Source organism: Nonomuraea sp. NPDC049480, assembly GCF_044465905.1.
GTDB lineage: Bacteria > Actinomycetota > Actinomycetes > Streptosporangiales > Streptosporangiaceae > Nonomuraea.
On the sequence record NZ_JBITMD010000029.1, the window covers coordinates 1 to 14518 of the forward strand.

A 14518-nucleotide genomic window follows, 5' to 3' on the forward strand; every position below is an offset into this window, starting at 1 on the left:
GCGTGACCAGCGGAGCCCCGTGCGAGCGCGACCATTCAACGCAGTGCGGCGAGCCTGGGGCGGAGAGCGGTAGCTTGCGTGACCAGCGGAGCCCCCTACGAGCGCGACCCTCAGACGCGTTTGCCCTGACAGTGTCGGGGCAGTCGCACAGCGCCCCCTACAGGAGGAGTTGCGATATGGCAAGGTGGCGCTGGCGGGCGCTGATCTTATTGATTTACGTGGTGATCGGGATCTACATCGCCTGGGTGTACGACTACATCACGGCAGGCCTGCTCAGGGATCTCGCGGAGGCGCTGCTGGCGGTGTTCCTCTGGTTCCTCGTCCTGCTCGGCATAGACCTGCACATCGGGTGAACTACATAGACGAAACGGCCCCGGACTTCGCGAGCCGGGGCCGTTGCTCATGGATGGGGGTCAGGATGGGGTCGGTCATGGATGGGGGAGGAAACCGCCGTGGGCGATGCCGAGCGCGGCCCCCACGAACGACCCCACGAGCCCGACGACGTTGAGCGAGCGCTGCGGCGTGGTCTCCGAGACGTACTGAGAGTAGAGCCCGACGCCGAACCCGAGTGTGCCGGCCCAGGCCGAGATGGCGTGCGCGGCGACCCAGAACGTCGAGACGAACGCCACGACGCCGAGCAGCAGCGTCGCGATGGCCAGGATGTTCTCGACCGGGTGCGGATGCCCGTCGGTGTTGAGCGTGATCCTGAACCGCTCCCTCTCGGAGGGATGAAGCACATGTGGCACTGCCACCACCCCCTTCAGGTTTCCTACAGGCCTTCCCATGTACTCGCGGCTGGTAACCTGGGCAAGCTGCGTTGTGATGGATGATCCGTCGCCCGGTGGCGCCGAAGTGGGCGCTCCGGTTCAAACGTCAGCGTCCTCCTGTCACGGCAGAGTGTCGTGACCGCAAGAGTCCAGAGGAGGTTGGAGTCCCGCATGCGTCGTTACGAAGTAATGGTCATCCTGGACCCTTCACTCGACGAGCGCACCGTCGCGCCGTCCCTTGACCAGTTCCTCACCGTGGTCCGCAACGACGGCGGCACCGTGGAGAAGGTCGACGTCTGGGGCCGTCGCCGGCTCGCCTACGACATCAACAAGAAGTCTGAAGGCATCTACGCCGTCATCGACCTGTCCGCGGAGCCCGCGACGGTCAAGGAGCTCGACCGGCAGATGAACCTCAACGAGGGCATTCTGCGTACCAAGGTCCTGCGTCCCGACGTGCACTAAGACCCGGCTTTTTGTCGGGAAGGACCCGTAGTCTGAGCCGTAACCCAAGCGAAGGCGTGCAGGAAGGCGAGCGCTAGCCATGGCAGCAGGCGACACCGTAATCACCATCGTCGGCAATCTCGTCGACGACCCGGAGCTGCGCTTCACCCCGACGGGGCAAGCGGTGGCTCGATTCCGCATCGCGTCCACTCCGCGGTTCATGGATCGCCAGACCAATGAGTGGAAGGATGGCGAGAGCCTCTTTCTGACCTGCAACGTGTGGAGGCAGGCGGCGGAGAACGCCGCTGAGAGCCTCCAGCGCGGCATGCGGGTCATCGTTCAGGGGCGGCTCAAGCAAAGGTCCTACGAGACCAAGGAAGGCGAGAAGCGCACGGTCTACGAGGTCGAGGTCGACGAGGTCGGCCCGTCTCTGCGCAACGCCACCGCCAAGGTCAACCGCACCTCCCGTCAGGGCGGTGGCGGTGGCGGCTTCGGCGGCGGCCCGGCCGATGACCCGTGGGCCTCCGCGACGCCCGCCCCGCCCCAGGGCGGCGGCTACCAGGGTGGCGGCGGGGGCGGCGGCGGCGGCCAGCAGAGCGGCGGCGGCTTCGGCGGCGGCAACGACTTCAGCGACGAGCCTCCCTTCTAATCCCTGTCCATCAGTCCGAGTCCATTCCCGCCCGGAAGGCGGGGCTCTGAAAGGAGCACCACGATGGCCAAGCCGGCACTGCGCAAGCCGAAGAAGAAGGTTTGCCTGTTCTGCCACGACAAGATCTCCTACGTCGACTACAAGGACACGGCGCTGCTGCGGAAGTTCATCTCCGACCGCGGCAAGATCCGTGCGCGCCGGGTGACGGGCAACTGCACCCAGCACCAGCGTGACGTGGCGACCGCGATCAAGAACGCCCGTGAGGTGGCCCTGCTGCCCTACACGAGCACCGCGCGCTAAGGAGGACTTGCCGACATGAAGCTCATCCTCACCAACGAGGTCTCCGGCCTCGGCACCCCTGGTGACGTCGTCGAGGTCAAGGACGGCTACGGCCGCAACTACCTCATCCCGCGCGGTTACGCCATGCGCTGGACCCGTGGGGCCGAGAAGCAGATCGAGTCCATCAGGAAGGCTCGCGACGCTCGCGAGATCCGTGACCTGGGCACCGCGAAGGAGGTCGCCGGCCGGCTCGGCGCCCTGCGCGTCCGCCTGACCACCCGCGCGGGCGACTCCGGCCGCCTGTTCGGCTCGATCACCACGGGCGACATCGCCGAGGCCGTCAAGGCCGCCGGCGGCCCGCAGCTCGACCGCCGCCGCATCGAGATCGTCAACCCGATCAAGAGCATCGGCTCCCACCGGGTGACCGTCAAGCTCCACCCGGAAGTATCTGCGTCTTTGGATGTAGAGGTCGTCGCAAGCTGAGGTTTGTGATGAAAGCCCCGCTCCCCTTCGGAGCGGGGCTTTTTCCTTCTTTACGCGCTGCCGTGGCCTACCACCCGCCGTACTTCGGCTGACGGAGCGGCGAGCCTGGGGCGGAGAGCGGTAGCTTGCGTGACCAGCGGAGCCCCGTGCGAGCGCGACCATTCAACGCAGTGCGGCGAGCCTGGGGCGGAGAGCGGCAGCTTGCGTGACCAGCGGAGCCCCGTGCGAGCGCGACCATGAACAGGGCCCTCCCAGGGCACCCTGAGGCGTTATTTCCGCTTCGGCCTGCGTAGAATGCGTTCGTTCTTTAGCACGTTCCCCCTGGAGGCTCTAGCCATGGCCCGTCCTTTCATGCTGCTCGCACTGGCCGTGGCGGTCGTTGGTTGTGCGCCCGTGGACAACACGGCGAGTACGGCGTCGGCAAGTCCCGCGGCGTCCACCGCCTGCACCAAGGAGCAGCTCACGCTGGTCAACCCCGGCAAGCTGACGATCGGGACCGACAAGCCGGCCTACGACCCGTGGTTCAAGGACGACAACCCGAGCAACGGGCAGGGGTTCGAGAGTGCGGTGGCCTTTGCCGTGGCGGGGGAGCTCGGGTTCGACCGCAGCGAGGTGCAGTGGGCCACCGTCAAGTTCGACTCGGCGTTCGCGCCGGGTGAGAAGCAGTTCGACTTCGACGTCAACCAGGTGTCGATCACGCCTGATCGGGCCAAGGTGGTCGACTTCAGCAACGGCTACTACACGGTCAAGCAGGCCGTCGTGGCCATCGAAGGCAGCAAGTACGCCGACGCCAAGAGCCTGGCCGAGCTGAAGGACGCGAAGATCGGCGTACAGGTGGGCACGACCTCGCTCACCGCGGTCAAGGACGTGATCAAGCCGGCCAACGAGCCCAACGTCTACAACGAGCAGGTAGACGCCGTGAACGCGCTGAAGAACAAGCAGGTGGACGCGGTGGTCGTGGACCTGCCGACGGCGTTCTACGTGACGGCGGCGCAGGTGGAGAAGTCCAAGATCGTGGGGCAGTTCAGTGCGACGGGCGGCACGCCGGAGGAGTTCGGGCTGGTCATGGAGAAGGGCAGCGGGCTCAAGCCGTGCGTGGACAAGGCCGTCGACGCGCTGAAGTCGAAGGGCGAGCTGGCCAAGATCGAAGAGCAGTGGCTCGGCTCGGCCGTCGGCGCGCCTGAACTGCGATGAGCGACTGGGTCAAGTCTGAGCGGCAGTTGCAGCGGGAGCGGGTGCGCAAGTCGCGCGCCCGCCGCTCGGCCTCCATCGCGACGGCCTCGACGGTGGTGTTCATCGTCCTGGTCGTGTGGGCAGTCACGAGCTCGCCCGGCTGGCCGCGGGTGCGGGAGACGTTCTTCGACTGGGAACGGTTCGCCGAGGCGATGCCCGACGTGCTGAGCGGGTTCCTGCTCAACGTCAAGATCTTCCTGATCGCCGAGGTGCTGATCCTGGTGGTCGGGCTGCTGGTGGCGCTGGCCAGAGGGATCAAGACGCCGGCGTTCTTCCCGGTCAGGGCGCTGGCCACGCTCTACACCGACGTCTTCCGCGGCGTGCCGACGATCCTGGTGATCTACCTGATCGGCTTCGGGCTGCCCGCGCTCCGGCTCCAGGGCATTCCCACTGATCTGGCGACGCTGGGCATCATCGCGCTGACGCTCTCCTACGGCGGCTACGTGGCGGAGGTGTTCCGCTCCGGCATCGAGTCCATCCACCCGAGCCAGGTGGCGGCGGCTCGCTCGCTCGGGCTCAGCCATGCCAAGACCATGCGGTACGTGGTGCTGCCGCAGGCCACCCGCAGAGTGGCGCCGCCGCTGCTGAACGACTTCGTCTCGCTGCAGAAGGACACGGCGCTGGTGGCCACCATCGGTCCGCTGGACGCGCTCAGGCAGGCGCAGATCCACGCGGCCAGCACGTTCAACTACACGCCCTACCTGGCGGCGGCGCTGCTGTTCATCCTGCTCACCATCCCCATGGCCAGGTTCACCGACCACCTGGCCGCCCGCACCCGCAGGAGGCGCGGCGCATGAGCGTTTTGACGATCGACGGGGTGTGGAAGAACTTCCACGGCCACCACGTGCTGCGGGGCATCGACCTCGACGTGAGCCCGCACGAGGTGGTGAGCCTGATCGGCGCCTCCGGCTCGGGCAAGTCCACGCTGCTGCGCTGCGTCAACCTGCTGGAGACGGTGGACGACGGCGCGATCCTCCTCGACGGCGAGGACATCACCGATCCGCGGGCGAACGTCGACGACGTGCGCAAGCGGCTGGGCATCGTGTTCCAGGCGTTCAACCTGTTCCCGCACATGACCGTGCTGGACAACATCACGCTCGCGCCCCGCCGGGTGCACGGGGTGGACAAGGAGCAGGCCGAGGAGCAGGCGCAGGAGCTGCTGGCCAGGTTCGGGCTGGCGGACAAGGCGCGGGCGTACCCTGACCGGCTGTCGGGCGGGCAGCAGCAGCGTGTGGCCATCATCAGGGCGCTGGCCACGCAGCCCAGGCTGATGCTGCTCGACGAGGTGACGTCGGCGCTCGATCCCGAGCTGGTGGTCGAGGTGCTGGGGATCATCAGGGAGCTCAAGGAGTCGGGCATGACGATGATCCTGACGACTCACGAGATGGGCTTCTGCCGCGACATCTCGGACACCGTGTGCTTTCTCGACGGCGGAGTGCTGCTCGAGAAAGGACCTGCGGAGAAGATCTTCACAGACCCGGAGAACACCAGGACCAGGGAGTTCCTGCGGAGCGTGCTCGAGGCCCGGCGGTTCTAGCGCCGGTGCCGGCCGCGTGCGTGCGACGTCGGCTCGGCCGCCGGGCGGGCCAGGAGGCTGTGCCGGCGGCCGTACACGAGGTAGACCAGCAGGCCGAAGACCATCCACAGGGTGAACCACGCCCAGGTCAGCACCCGCAGGTTCACCATGAGCCAGAGCGTGGCCATCAGCGAGAGCGCGGGCACCAGCGGCGAGAGCGGCACACGGAACCCCCGCTCCAGGTGCGGCATGCGCCGGCGCATCACGATCACCCCGGCCGCCACGAACGCGAACGCGAACAGCGTCCCGATCACCACGAGCTCCTGCAGCGTGAGCACCGGCACGAACTCCGCCAGCACGATCGCGACGAACCCGATCACCAGCGTCACCCGCGACGGCGTGTGGTAACGGCGGCTGACCGAGGCCAGGCCGCGCGGGATCAGGCCGTCACGCGCCATCGAGAAGAGCACCCTCGTCTGCCCCACGATCAGCACCAGGATCACCGTCGTCAGCCCCAGCACCGCGCCCACGTCGATGAAGTGGACCATCCAGTCCACGCCCGCCGCCCGGAACGCGCTGGCCAGCGGCGCCTCCACGGAGATCTTCGCGTACGACACCATGCCCACCATGACCACCGCCACCGCGATGTAGATGATCGTGGCGATCACGAGGCTGCGGATCATGCCCTTGGGCACGGCGCGGGGCGCGTTGACGGTCTCCTCGGCCGCCGTGGCCACGACGTCGAAGCCGATGTACGCGAACGCGATGGCCGAGGCCGCCGTGAAGATCCCGAACCAGCCGAACGCGTGGCTCTCCCCGACGACGACCTCCAGCACGGTCGCCGGCTGAGTCGCCAGCGTCTTGGGGGCCACGTAGAAGTCGCCGAAGTTGGCGGCGTCCACGTGCGGCAGGCCCACGATGATGACCGCGCCGATGGCCAGGAGCTTGGCCGCCACCATGATCCACAGCGCGCGCAGCCCCACCCGGGCGCCCAGCGCCACGACTCCGGTGAGCAGCACGAGGATGACCAGCACGAGGAGGTCCGCGACGAGGTCCGGGTTCGGCAAGCGTACGCCGAGGTTCGTGATCGCGCCGACCGTGATCAGGCCCCACGCCCTGGCCACGACCGCGACGGCGAACTGTAGCTCCAGGATCAGCGCCCAGCCGATGATCCAGGCCCAGACCTCGCCGAAGATGACGTACGTGAAGGTGTACGCGCTGCCGGAGGTCGGCATGGTGGACGACAGCTCGGCGTAGCAGAGGCAGGCCAGCAGGCAGGCGATTCCCGCGATCATGAAGGAGAGGATCACGCCGGGGCCCGCCGAGGTGGCGGCCTGCTGACCGGCGATGGAGAAGATGCCCGCGCCGATCATCACACCGAGCCCGAGCACGACGAGATCGGCCGGACGGTAGAGCTCGGCCAGGCTGTGCCGGGCGCCGGTACGCAGGCCGGTCGCCTCGGAAGGTGGCAGTCGTCGCAATATCGTGGTCAAGGAACACCCCGCTCAGGGAACTCGCCCACAATGTCTCACCACTTGAACAACAGCAAGCACGGGACGATTACGCCCCGGTTACCAGCCATGCGGTTCCGGCGGCACGGCGTACGAGGGTGATCATGCGGGCGATCATCCACACGCCCAGCGCGCACCAGAGGGCCACGACGCCGAGACCGGACGCCAGATAGGCCGCCGGCAGGTACGCCAGAGTCGTCCACACCCCCGCCCACGCCAGATAGCGCTGGTCACCCGCGCCGATCAGCACGCCGTCCAGCACGAACACCACCCCGCACACCGGCTGGAACAGCGCCACAGGCCACAGCAGGGCCAGCAGCAGCTCGGCGACCAGCGGATCGGCGTCGAACAATCCCGGAAGCAAGGGCCTGGCGGCGATGACGAGGAGGCCCAGCACGATCCCCGACCAGACGCCCCACTGCACCATGCGCTTGGTGGCGGCCCGGGTCGCGGCGGCGTCGCCGGCGCCCAGCGAGCGCCCCGTGATGGCCTGCCCCGCGATGGCGATGGCGTCCAGCGCGAACGCGAGCAGCGTCCACACCTGGGTGGTGATGGCGTACGCGGCCAGTTCGGCCTGGCCCATCCTGGTGGCGATCACGGTTGCCACGGTCAGCACGACGCGCAGGCAGATGGTGCGGATGAACAGCGCGAACCCGGCCGTACCCGCCTGCTTGAGCCCGGCCAGTCCGGGCGTGAGCGGCGTGCCGAGCCGCAGTGCTCCTCTGGCCACCACGACGAGGTAGACGGCGGCGCCCAGCGTCTGCGCCAGCACGGTGCCCCACGCCGATCCGGCGATGCCCCAATCCAGCCCCAGCACGAACCAGGCGTTCAGCACCGCGTTGAGCGCGAACGAGCCGATGGCGACGACCAGCGGGGTGACGGTGTCCCGCAGCCCGCGCAGCACGCCCGTGCCCGCCAGCACGACCAGCATCCCCGGCGTGCCCAGCAGGCTGATCCGCAGGTACGTCACGGCCTGCGCGGCCTGTTCCGGGCTCGCCCCGAACAGCTCCACGACGGCCGGGGCCAGCGGCCAGCCGAGGGCGATCAACGCCACGCCGATGCCCAGCGCCAGCCAGATCCCGTCCACACCGCTGCGCATGGCCCGCGTGTGATTGCCGGCCCCGCTCTGCCGCGCCACCGACGCCGTCGTGCCGTAGGCGAGGAAGACGCACAGGTTCACCAGCGTCGCCAGCACGGTGCCCGCTACACCCAGCGCGCCCACCGCCGTGGTGCCGAGGCCGTGGCCCACGATGGCGTAGTCGGCGAGCAGGAAGAGCGGCTCGGCCACCAGCGCGCCGAACGCGGGCACGGCCAGCCGGAGGATCTCCCTGTCTGTTGATGTAATGGGCATTTGTCCATTATGGCCATTACACGGCGTGTCGGCACAACTTTCTTTCCTCCACAGCCGGTGGACATCGTTTGTCCAGGTCAGAGGCTGATCGGTGGATATCCGAAAGAGTTATCCCCAGCCTCCGTCCACAGGCCGTTCACACCCTGGCCGGGGTCATGCACAGCTTGACCACAGGGTTGTCCACAGGCCGCGTTGCCGTTGGGTGCCCGGCTCCGGGAAACTGTCACACCGGTCGACTACAAGTGGGGGTGGTGCGACCGCCTGCAAGGTTGTCGAGGGGGCGCGGTGAGCATTGACGAAGAGACCGGTGCGGGTCCTGGTTTCGAGCGCACCCCGCCGAACAACATCGAGGCGGAGCAGTCGGTGCTGGGCGGCATGTTGCTGTCCAAGGACGCCATCGCCGACGTCGTGGAGATCCTGCGGTCCGACGACTTCTACCGGCCCGCCCACCAGATGGTCTACGACGTCATCACCGACCTCTACGGCCGCGGCGAGCCCGCCGACGCCGTCACCGTCTTCGACGAGCTGCAAAAGCGCGGGGAGATGGCCAGGGTCGGCGGCGCCGGCTACCTCCACACGCTCACAGCCGTCGTCCCCACCGCGGCCAACGCCGGCTACTACGCCAAGATCGTCAGAGAGCAGGCCATCCTCCGCCGCCTCATCGAGGCCGGCACCCGCATCGTCTCCTTCGGCTACGGCGGCCAGAACGAAGAGGTCGACGAGCTCGTGGACCGCGCCCAGGCGGAGATCTACAAGGTCACCGAGCGCCGCACCTCGGAGGACTACGCGCCGCTGGCCGACATCATGCCCGGCGCCCTGGACGAGCTGGAGGCCATCGGCAGCCGCGGCGGCCAGATGGTCGGCGTTCCCACCGGCTTCCAGGACCTCGACCAGCTCACCAACGGCCTCCACCCGGGCCAGATGATCGTCGTGGCCGCCCGGCCAGCGATCGGAAAAAGTACCCTAGGTCTGGATTTTGCTCGTTCTGCGGCGATCAAGCATGGGATGACCACGGTCATCTTCTCGCTGGAAATGTCCCGGAACGAGATCACCATGCGTCTGTTGTCCGCCGAGGCCCGGGTGGCGCTGCATGCCATGCGGTCGGGCATGATGGGCGACGACGACTGGACGCGTCTGGCCCGCCGGATGAGCGAGGTGGCGGAGGCGCCGCTGTTCATCGACGACTCGCCCAACATGTCGATGATGGAGATCAGGGCCAAGTGCCGGCGGCTCAAGCAGCGCAACGACCTGAGGTTCGTGGTCATCGACTATCTCCAGCTGATGAGCTCGCCGAAGAAGACCGAGAGCCGCCAGAACGAGGTCTCCGAGATCTCCCGTGCGATCAAGCTGCTGGCCAAGGAGCTCGAGGTCCCCGTCATCGCGATCTCCCAGCTCAACCGAGGACCTGAGCAGCGCACCGACAAGCGCCCCCAGGTCAGCGACCTGCGCGAGTCCGGATGCCTGACGGCGGCCACCCGGATCATGCGCGCGGATACCGGGGCGGAGGCGTCGATCGGCGAGTTGCTGGAGAGCGGGGCGCGCGACATCCCGGTGTGGTCGCTCGACGACCGGCTGCGGCTCGTGCCCCGGACGCTGACGCACGTCTTCCCGAGCGGCATCAAAGAGGTCTTCCGCCTGCGGCTGCGCTCGGGACGTGAGATCGAGGCCACGGCGAACCACCCCTTCCTGACCTACGACGGCTGGCGTCCGCTGGCGGAGCTCACCGTGGGGTCACGGTTGGCGGTCCCGCGTCATGTCCCGGCTCCTGAGCACCTCCAGGAGTGGCCGGAGGCGGAGATTGTGCTGCTCGCGCACATGATCGGTGACGGATCCTTCGTGAAACGCCAACCGATCCGCTACGCGAGCACGGACGAAGCGTGCCTTTCGGCGGTGACTCAGGCGGCCGAGCACTTCGGCGTCAAAGCCGTTCGGGACGAATACGCCGCCGCGCGGGTCACGACCTTGAGGCTTCCCGCTCCCTATCGGCTGACTCACGGAAAGCGTAACCCCGTCGCCGCCTGGCTGGACCACCTGGGGCTCTTTGGGCTGCGAAGTCACGAGAAGTTCATCCCCGATGGGATCTTTTCTCTGCCCAAGAAGCAGATCGCGTTGTTCCTGCGGCATCTTTGGGCAACGGATGGATGCGTGTGGTGGGATGCGAAGCTTGGCCAGTCGAGGATCTACTACGCATCGACGAGTCGTCGCCTGGTGGATGACGTGGCCCGGTTGCTTCTTCAGTTCAACGTGATGACGCGCGTGAAAGAAGTACGGAAAGGCGACCACCGGCCTGGATATCACCTGGTCGTCTACGGTGCGGAGAATCAGCTCCGATTCCTGGACGAGGTGGGCGTCCACGGCGAGCGGTCAGCGCAGGCGGCCAGGTCGGCAGCCACGCTGCGGGAGATCAAGGGCAACACCAACCTTGACACGATTCCCCGCGAGATCTGGGATCGCGTACGCGGTGTCTTGACGGAGCAAGGCATGACCCACCGGGAGTTCTCAGCTCGACTCGGGACCCAGTTCTGTGGCAGCACGCTGTGGAAACGCGCACCGAGCCGGGAACGCCTGGGCAGGGTGGCCTCGATCCTCGGCGACGCCGATATGGAGATGCTGGCCACGAACGATGTGTTCTGGGACGAGGTCGCCTCGATCGAGAGCCTGGGCGATCAGCCAGTGTTCGATGCCACGGTGCTGGGCACGCACAACTTCATCGCCAATGGCATATCTGTGCACAACAGCATTGAGCAGGACGCCGACATGGTCATCCTGCTCCACCGGGAGGACGCGTACGAGCGGGAGTCGCCGCGAGCGGGCGAGGCGGACCTCATAGTCGCCAAGCACCGTAACGGCCCCACGGCCACGGTGACGGTGGCCTTCCAGGGTCACTACAGCCGGTTCGTCGACATGGCCCAGCACTGAGGCGGTCATCCGCGGGGCCGGGCTCGTGGGGCGCAGCAGCGGCATGAAGCAGTCCAACCGCCGAAACGGCTTTCTGGATTCGCTGCCATCAAGCCGCCTCGTCCCTGGAATCGGGAGTGGGAGCCAGTCGCACGCTGCCGGACTCGGTCATCTCGTCGGGGAAGACCCACTTCCGGAGCGCCCAGAAGCGGAAGACCATGGCGATCAGCGTGCCGATGATCTGCGCGCTCATGAAGTCGGCGATCTCCTGGGTCACCAGGCTCACATCCGGGGTCTCCAGGCGAAATACGTACCGGGAGATCCATAGCGGCGCGGAGCTGAGCACTAGACCGACGCCACTGACCAGGAAGAACAGCGCCGCCTCGTGACGGCGCTCGCGGCCGCCCCTGGTCCGGAACGACCATTCGCGGTTCAACACGTAGGAAACGATCGTCGCCACGAGCACCGCGATGATCTTCGCGGTCACCGGCTTCGGTTCCAAAATGGTCAGCTTCAGCCCATAGAACACCGTGTTGTCCACTAAGAACGCTGTTCCACCCACCATCGCGAACTTCAGCAGTTCACGGTGCTTCAGCGCAAGTGCGTGCAGCGGTTCCGGTAATCTTGCGAGTACTGCGTTTGCCATTCGGAGCACTCTCGATCTTCTCACCGGTCGGACACCCTCGTAACAAGATTGACGGACACGGCTTGTCCGACTGGAACCGTCATGAAGACCGTCAGCCGCACCAGGAATTGCCTGCCCCGCCTTCGTCACCTCATCAACATGCCGGGCCATAGGAACTATCCGCGGCGGCCTCCGCACCGGGAGTCGCTCCAGGCACCCTCAGCTATCAGCTCGCCGGCATCGAGCGAATCCCGGACCCTACAGGTCATCAGTCGCCATTTCACGTCTTCACAAGCTGAGCTTCCGTCTCGGCGAGCGCGGTAAGGCGCGGTGGAACGGGTCGCCGTATCGTCGCCGGCTCCGAGCCCTCGCAGACCATCCACGAGGACGAACACACCATCGCTTTCCTCAACCTCGCCCCGGCCACCAGGGATCACACGTGCCGGCCGAACCTCGCTGGGTCATGAGAGAGTCGCGAGGTGACCACAACGCCGCTCATCGAGAGTGTCTGGGTCTTTCACCGAACGGGTCAGCGGTGCCCCGGCCGCCGGATCGGAGACGTTGTCGCCTACGACGCACATCTCTTGCCCGAGTATGAAGTGGCCGGACGGCCGACCATCGATCGCAGCTTCCTGTTGCTCGACCAAGGCATCCAGTTGACCAGGCCCGTTGTGTTCGAGGGGCCGGTAGAGGGCTGGTGGTACATCGACCTGGTCGAGGTCGAACTGACCGAGGCCGGACTTGTCGTCCATGACCTCTACGTTGACTTCCTGGTGCCACCCGGTGCTGATCGTTACCACGTCCTGGACCTCGACGAGCTTGCTGATGCCCTTTGCCAGGGCCAGATCACAGCCGCTCAGTGCGCCGCGGTCCTCAGCAGAACGCAACGCTTCATCGACCGGCACCTGCGTGCGAACGAGGAAGGTTCCGTTGACCCTCCGCACCGGTTTCCGCCGGCCGGCATCGCAGCGCTTGAGTCGCTTCCTTGTTTCTTCGAACAATCACCAGGGACCGGCGTGCAGCCAGGGCCAGGGACATGACTTCGTCCCGCCGAGGTCGGGCGCCCGTACGAGGAGATCGAGAAGACGTTGAACACCCGCATGGGCGACGGCGAATCGGCGGACGACTTCGCCCGGCGACTTCGCCCGGCGATGCGCCGGCATCGCCGCGCTCGGGATCGGCCATGTGATCGTCATCACGGCCGGCCCCTGGAGCGACGAGGAGCCGGCGACCCTGGCGGCCGCCGTGCCGGCCCTGCGGGAGCTGGGGTGACCCCGTCTCAAGAGGCGCGACGAGGGCGGCCCCGTCTCAGCGGGGCGTCTTGGCGGGCGGGACGATGAGGGTGGGCCGGTGTGCGTGGTGCAGCACGTGGTTGGAGACGCTGCCGAGCAGCACCGATCTGACCCCGGCCAGCCCGCGCGAGCCCGTGACGATCAGCGAGGCGTCGATCTCGTCCGCGACGTCCACAATGGTCTTCCAGGTCGACTCGTTGTCGGCGACCGCCCGATGGGCGACGTCGGCGAGTCCCGAGGCGATCGCCAGCTCGGCGCCTTCCTTGGCGTGCTGTTCGGCCTGTGCCTGCGCCTCGTCGCCGGTGTCAGAGGGGACGATCCCGGCCAGCGGATACTTGCGTACCTGCACGAGCAGCGGCTCCCAGACGGTGAGGACGACGGTGGGCTCGGCCGAGAGATGCCTGGCGGCGAACTCGATCGCGGTACGCGCGTCGGCCGAGCCGTCGTAGGCGACAAGGATGGTCATGGCGTGCTCCCTTCCGCTTCAGTCATCCGCTAGAGCAAAGAAGTGATCACTCGCCATTCCTCGAGTCGCTGTCTGCTCTGTCACACTCAGGAAAACCCCAGGCCGGCGACGTTCAGTTCGCGCCCGGCGCCGTCAGATCGAGCCGGGCCAGGCGCTCGGGGTCGGACAGGATGTCGATGGCGATGATCTTTCCATCGGCGATGGTGAAGCTCAGAAGCCCTCGCGGCTGCCCGTTCTCCATGCTGACGAGCCCGACGGCGCCGTTCACCAGCACCTGCCGCGTGGTCGTGTGCCGCTGGTAAGCGCGCGCCTGTCCGGCCACGGCCGCCGCACCACGGAACGTCTGAATGCCGCCCTCCGCCCCGGCCCCCGCGTCGATGCGCATCACCACGTCGGGGTCGAGGATGGCGAGCAGGGCCTGGAAATCGCCGCCGCGCGCGGCCGCCAGGAAGGCGTCGACGACTTGGCGCCGGCGGCTCGGGTCCCTCGGGAGGGGGAAGCGTTCCCCGTACACGCTGCCGCGCGCGGCTCGCCAGCTTCTTCGAGGCGTCGGGAGAACGGTCCACGATCGCCGCGATCTGCTCGAACGGCACCGCGAACATGTCGTGCAGCACGAACGCCAGCCGCTCGGCGGGGCTCAGCGACTCCAGCACCACGAGCAGCGCCAGGCCGACGGCGTCGGCGATCAACGCCTGCTGCTCGGGATCGCCGTCGTGCTCGCGACTGACCACCGGGTCGGGAAGGCGCTGCTCGAGCGGCGCCTCGCGCCGGGTGGTACGGGCCCGCAGCATGTCCAGGCACCCCCGGCCGACGACCGTGGTGAGCCAGCCGCCCAGGTTGTCGATCTCGCCGGAATCCGTACGGCTCAGCTTCAGCCAGGCCTCCTGGACGGCGTCCTCGGCCTCGGCGAGCGAGCCGAGCATCCGGTAGGCCACCGCGTTGAGATGGGCGCGGTGCTCCTCGAACCGACCGGCCAGAAAGTCGTCAGTGTTCACAGGCCACATCCT

Annotated in this window: 16 protein-coding genes and 1 pseudogene; 9 read left to right on the plus strand and 8 right to left on the minus strand. The window is 67.3% G+C overall.

From position 1 onward, the window contains the following. Nucleotides 1-176: 176 nt before the first annotated feature. Nucleotides 177-353 (plus strand): hypothetical protein, encoded by a 177-nt coding sequence (locus ACIBX3_RS49790; protein WP_397127752.1) that lies wholly within the window; start codon nt 177-179, stop codon nt 351-353. Between the two features lie 75 nt (nt 354-428). Here the strand turns inward: ACIBX3_RS49790 and ACIBX3_RS49795 are convergent, their stop codons facing one another. Then, on the minus strand, nt 429-746 hold the full coding sequence (locus ACIBX3_RS49795; RefSeq protein WP_397127753.1) for a hypothetical protein: 318 nt from the start codon (nt 744-746) through the stop codon (nt 429-431). Nucleotides 747-938: 192 nt separating this feature from the next. On the opposite strand from ACIBX3_RS49795, the gene rpsF reads away from it, so the two are divergent. The 7 genes from rpsF to ACIBX3_RS49830 all read left to right on the plus strand — a co-directional run bounded on the left by rpsF (nt 939) and on the right by ACIBX3_RS49830 (nt 5389). Then, a complete protein-coding gene (rpsF, locus tag ACIBX3_RS49800) occupies nt 939-1229 on the plus strand; it encodes a 30S ribosomal protein S6 (protein WP_055504125.1) in 291 nt (96 codons plus the stop codon). Nucleotides 1230-1308: 79 nt separating this feature from the next. Then, a complete protein-coding gene (locus tag ACIBX3_RS49805) occupies nt 1309-1857 on the plus strand; it encodes a single-stranded DNA-binding protein (RefSeq protein WP_397127754.1) in 549 nt (182 codons plus the stop codon). Nucleotides 1858-1920: 63 nt separating this feature from the next. Beyond that, nucleotides 1921-2157 (plus strand): 30S ribosomal protein S18, encoded by a 237-nt coding sequence (gene rpsR / locus ACIBX3_RS49810; RefSeq protein ID WP_020543048.1) that lies wholly within the window; start codon nt 1921-1923, stop codon nt 2155-2157. Nucleotides 2158-2172: 15 nt separating this feature from the next. After that, the gene (gene rplI / locus ACIBX3_RS49815; RefSeq protein WP_397127755.1) at nt 2173-2619 is read left to right on the plus strand and encodes a 50S ribosomal protein L9; all 447 of its coding nucleotides are present in this window, start codon (nt 2173-2175) and stop codon (nt 2617-2619) included. A 336-nt stretch (nt 2620-2955) separates the two neighbouring features. After that, nucleotides 2956-3813 (plus strand): ABC transporter substrate-binding protein, encoded by an 858-nt coding sequence (locus tag ACIBX3_RS49820; RefSeq protein ID WP_397127756.1) that lies wholly within the window; start codon nt 2956-2958, stop codon nt 3811-3813. Continuing rightward, on the plus strand, nt 3810-4649 hold the full coding sequence (locus tag ACIBX3_RS49825) for an amino acid ABC transporter permease (protein WP_397127757.1): 840 nt from the start codon (nt 3810-3812) through the stop codon (nt 4647-4649). The genes ACIBX3_RS49820 and ACIBX3_RS49825 overlap by 4 nt, the downstream gene beginning before the upstream one ends. After that, on the plus strand, nt 4646-5389 hold the full coding sequence (locus ACIBX3_RS49830; RefSeq protein WP_397127758.1) for an amino acid ABC transporter ATP-binding protein: 744 nt from the start codon (nt 4646-4648) through the stop codon (nt 5387-5389). The genes ACIBX3_RS49825 and ACIBX3_RS49830 overlap by 4 nt, the downstream gene beginning before the upstream one ends. Here the strand turns inward: ACIBX3_RS49830 and ACIBX3_RS49835 are convergent. Both ACIBX3_RS49835 and ACIBX3_RS49840 read right to left on the minus strand, forming a co-directional pair. Continuing rightward, a complete protein-coding gene (locus ACIBX3_RS49835; RefSeq protein ID WP_397127759.1) occupies nt 5386-6861 on the minus strand; it encodes an APC family permease in 1476 nt (491 codons plus the stop codon). The genes ACIBX3_RS49830 and ACIBX3_RS49835 overlap by 4 nt on opposite strands. 67 nt (nt 6862-6928) lie before the next feature. Continuing rightward, a complete protein-coding gene (locus ACIBX3_RS49840) occupies nt 6929-8230 on the minus strand; it encodes an MATE family efflux transporter (protein ID WP_397127760.1) in 1302 nt (433 codons plus the stop codon). A gap of 285 nt (nt 8231-8515) precedes the next feature. Between ACIBX3_RS49840 and ACIBX3_RS49845 the strand changes: the two genes are divergently transcribed. Continuing rightward, nucleotides 8516-11149, plus strand: coding sequence for a replicative DNA helicase (locus tag ACIBX3_RS49845; protein ID WP_397127761.1), 2634 nt, complete (start codon nt 8516-8518; stop codon nt 11147-11149). A gap of 88 nt (nt 11150-11237) precedes the next feature. On the opposite strand, the gene ACIBX3_RS49850 is transcribed toward ACIBX3_RS49845, so the two are convergent. The 5 genes and pseudogenes from ACIBX3_RS49850 to ACIBX3_RS49870 all read right to left on the minus strand — a co-directional run. Continuing rightward, nucleotides 11238-11774 (minus strand): GtrA family protein, encoded by a 537-nt coding sequence (locus ACIBX3_RS49850; protein ID WP_397127762.1) that lies wholly within the window; start codon nt 11772-11774, stop codon nt 11238-11240. Between the two features lie 440 nt (nt 11775-12214). Further along, complete coding sequence (locus tag ACIBX3_RS49855) at nt 12215-12754, minus strand: hypothetical protein (RefSeq protein ID WP_397127763.1); 540 nt, start codon at nt 12752-12754, stop codon at nt 12215-12217. A gap of 307 nt (nt 12755-13061) precedes the next feature. Beyond that, entirely contained in the window at nt 13062-13511 is a 450-nt protein-coding gene (locus ACIBX3_RS49860; RefSeq protein ID WP_397127764.1) for a universal stress protein, read from the minus strand. A gap of 112 nt (nt 13512-13623) precedes the next feature. Then, nucleotides 13624-14025 (minus strand): nuclear transport factor 2 family protein, encoded by a 402-nt coding sequence (locus ACIBX3_RS49865; RefSeq protein WP_397127765.1) that lies wholly within the window; start codon nt 14023-14025, stop codon nt 13624-13626. 52 nt (nt 14026-14077) lie between these two features. Next, nucleotides 14078-14515: pseudogene (locus ACIBX3_RS49870) on the minus strand (sigma-70 family RNA polymerase sigma factor); the annotation flags it as partial. Nucleotides 14516-14518: the final 3 nt, after the last annotated feature.

What these genes read in the sequence shown, in the direction of transcription:
- rplI (WP_397127755.1), top strand. Translation starts at nt 2,173, where the DNA reads ATGAAGCTCATCCTCACCAACGAGGTCTCCGGCCTCGGCACCCCTGGT.
- ACIBX3_RS49820 (WP_397127756.1), top strand. Translation starts at nt 2,956, where the DNA reads ATGGCCCGTCCTTTCATGCTGCTCGCACTGGCCGTGGCGGTCGTTGGT.
- ACIBX3_RS49825 (WP_397127757.1), top strand. Translation starts at nt 3,810, where the DNA reads ATGAGCGACTGGGTCAAGTCTGAGCGGCAGTTGCAGCGGGAGCGGGTG.
- ACIBX3_RS49790 (WP_397127752.1), top strand. Translation starts at nt 177, where the DNA reads ATGGCAAGGTGGCGCTGGCGGGCGCTGATCTTATTGATTTACGTGGTG.
- ACIBX3_RS49850 (WP_397127762.1), bottom strand. Translation starts at nt 11,774, where the DNA reads ATGGCAAACGCAGTACTCGCAAGATTACCGGAACCGCTGCACGCACTT.
- ACIBX3_RS49840 (WP_397127760.1), bottom strand. Translation starts at nt 8,230, where the DNA reads ATGCCCATTACATCAACAGACAGGGAGATCCTCCGGCTGGCCGTGCCC.
- ACIBX3_RS49830 (WP_397127758.1), top strand. Translation starts at nt 4,646, where the DNA reads ATGAGCGTTTTGACGATCGACGGGGTGTGGAAGAACTTCCACGGCCAC.
- rpsF (WP_055504125.1), top strand. Translation starts at nt 939, where the DNA reads ATGCGTCGTTACGAAGTAATGGTCATCCTGGACCCTTCACTCGACGAG.
- rpsR (WP_020543048.1), top strand. Translation starts at nt 1,921, where the DNA reads ATGGCCAAGCCGGCACTGCGCAAGCCGAAGAAGAAGGTTTGCCTGTTC.
- ACIBX3_RS49805 (WP_397127754.1), top strand. Translation starts at nt 1,309, where the DNA reads ATGGCAGCAGGCGACACCGTAATCACCATCGTCGGCAATCTCGTCGAC.
- ACIBX3_RS49860 (WP_397127764.1), bottom strand. Translation starts at nt 13,511, where the DNA reads ATGACCATCCTTGTCGCCTACGACGGCTCGGCCGACGCGCGTACCGCG.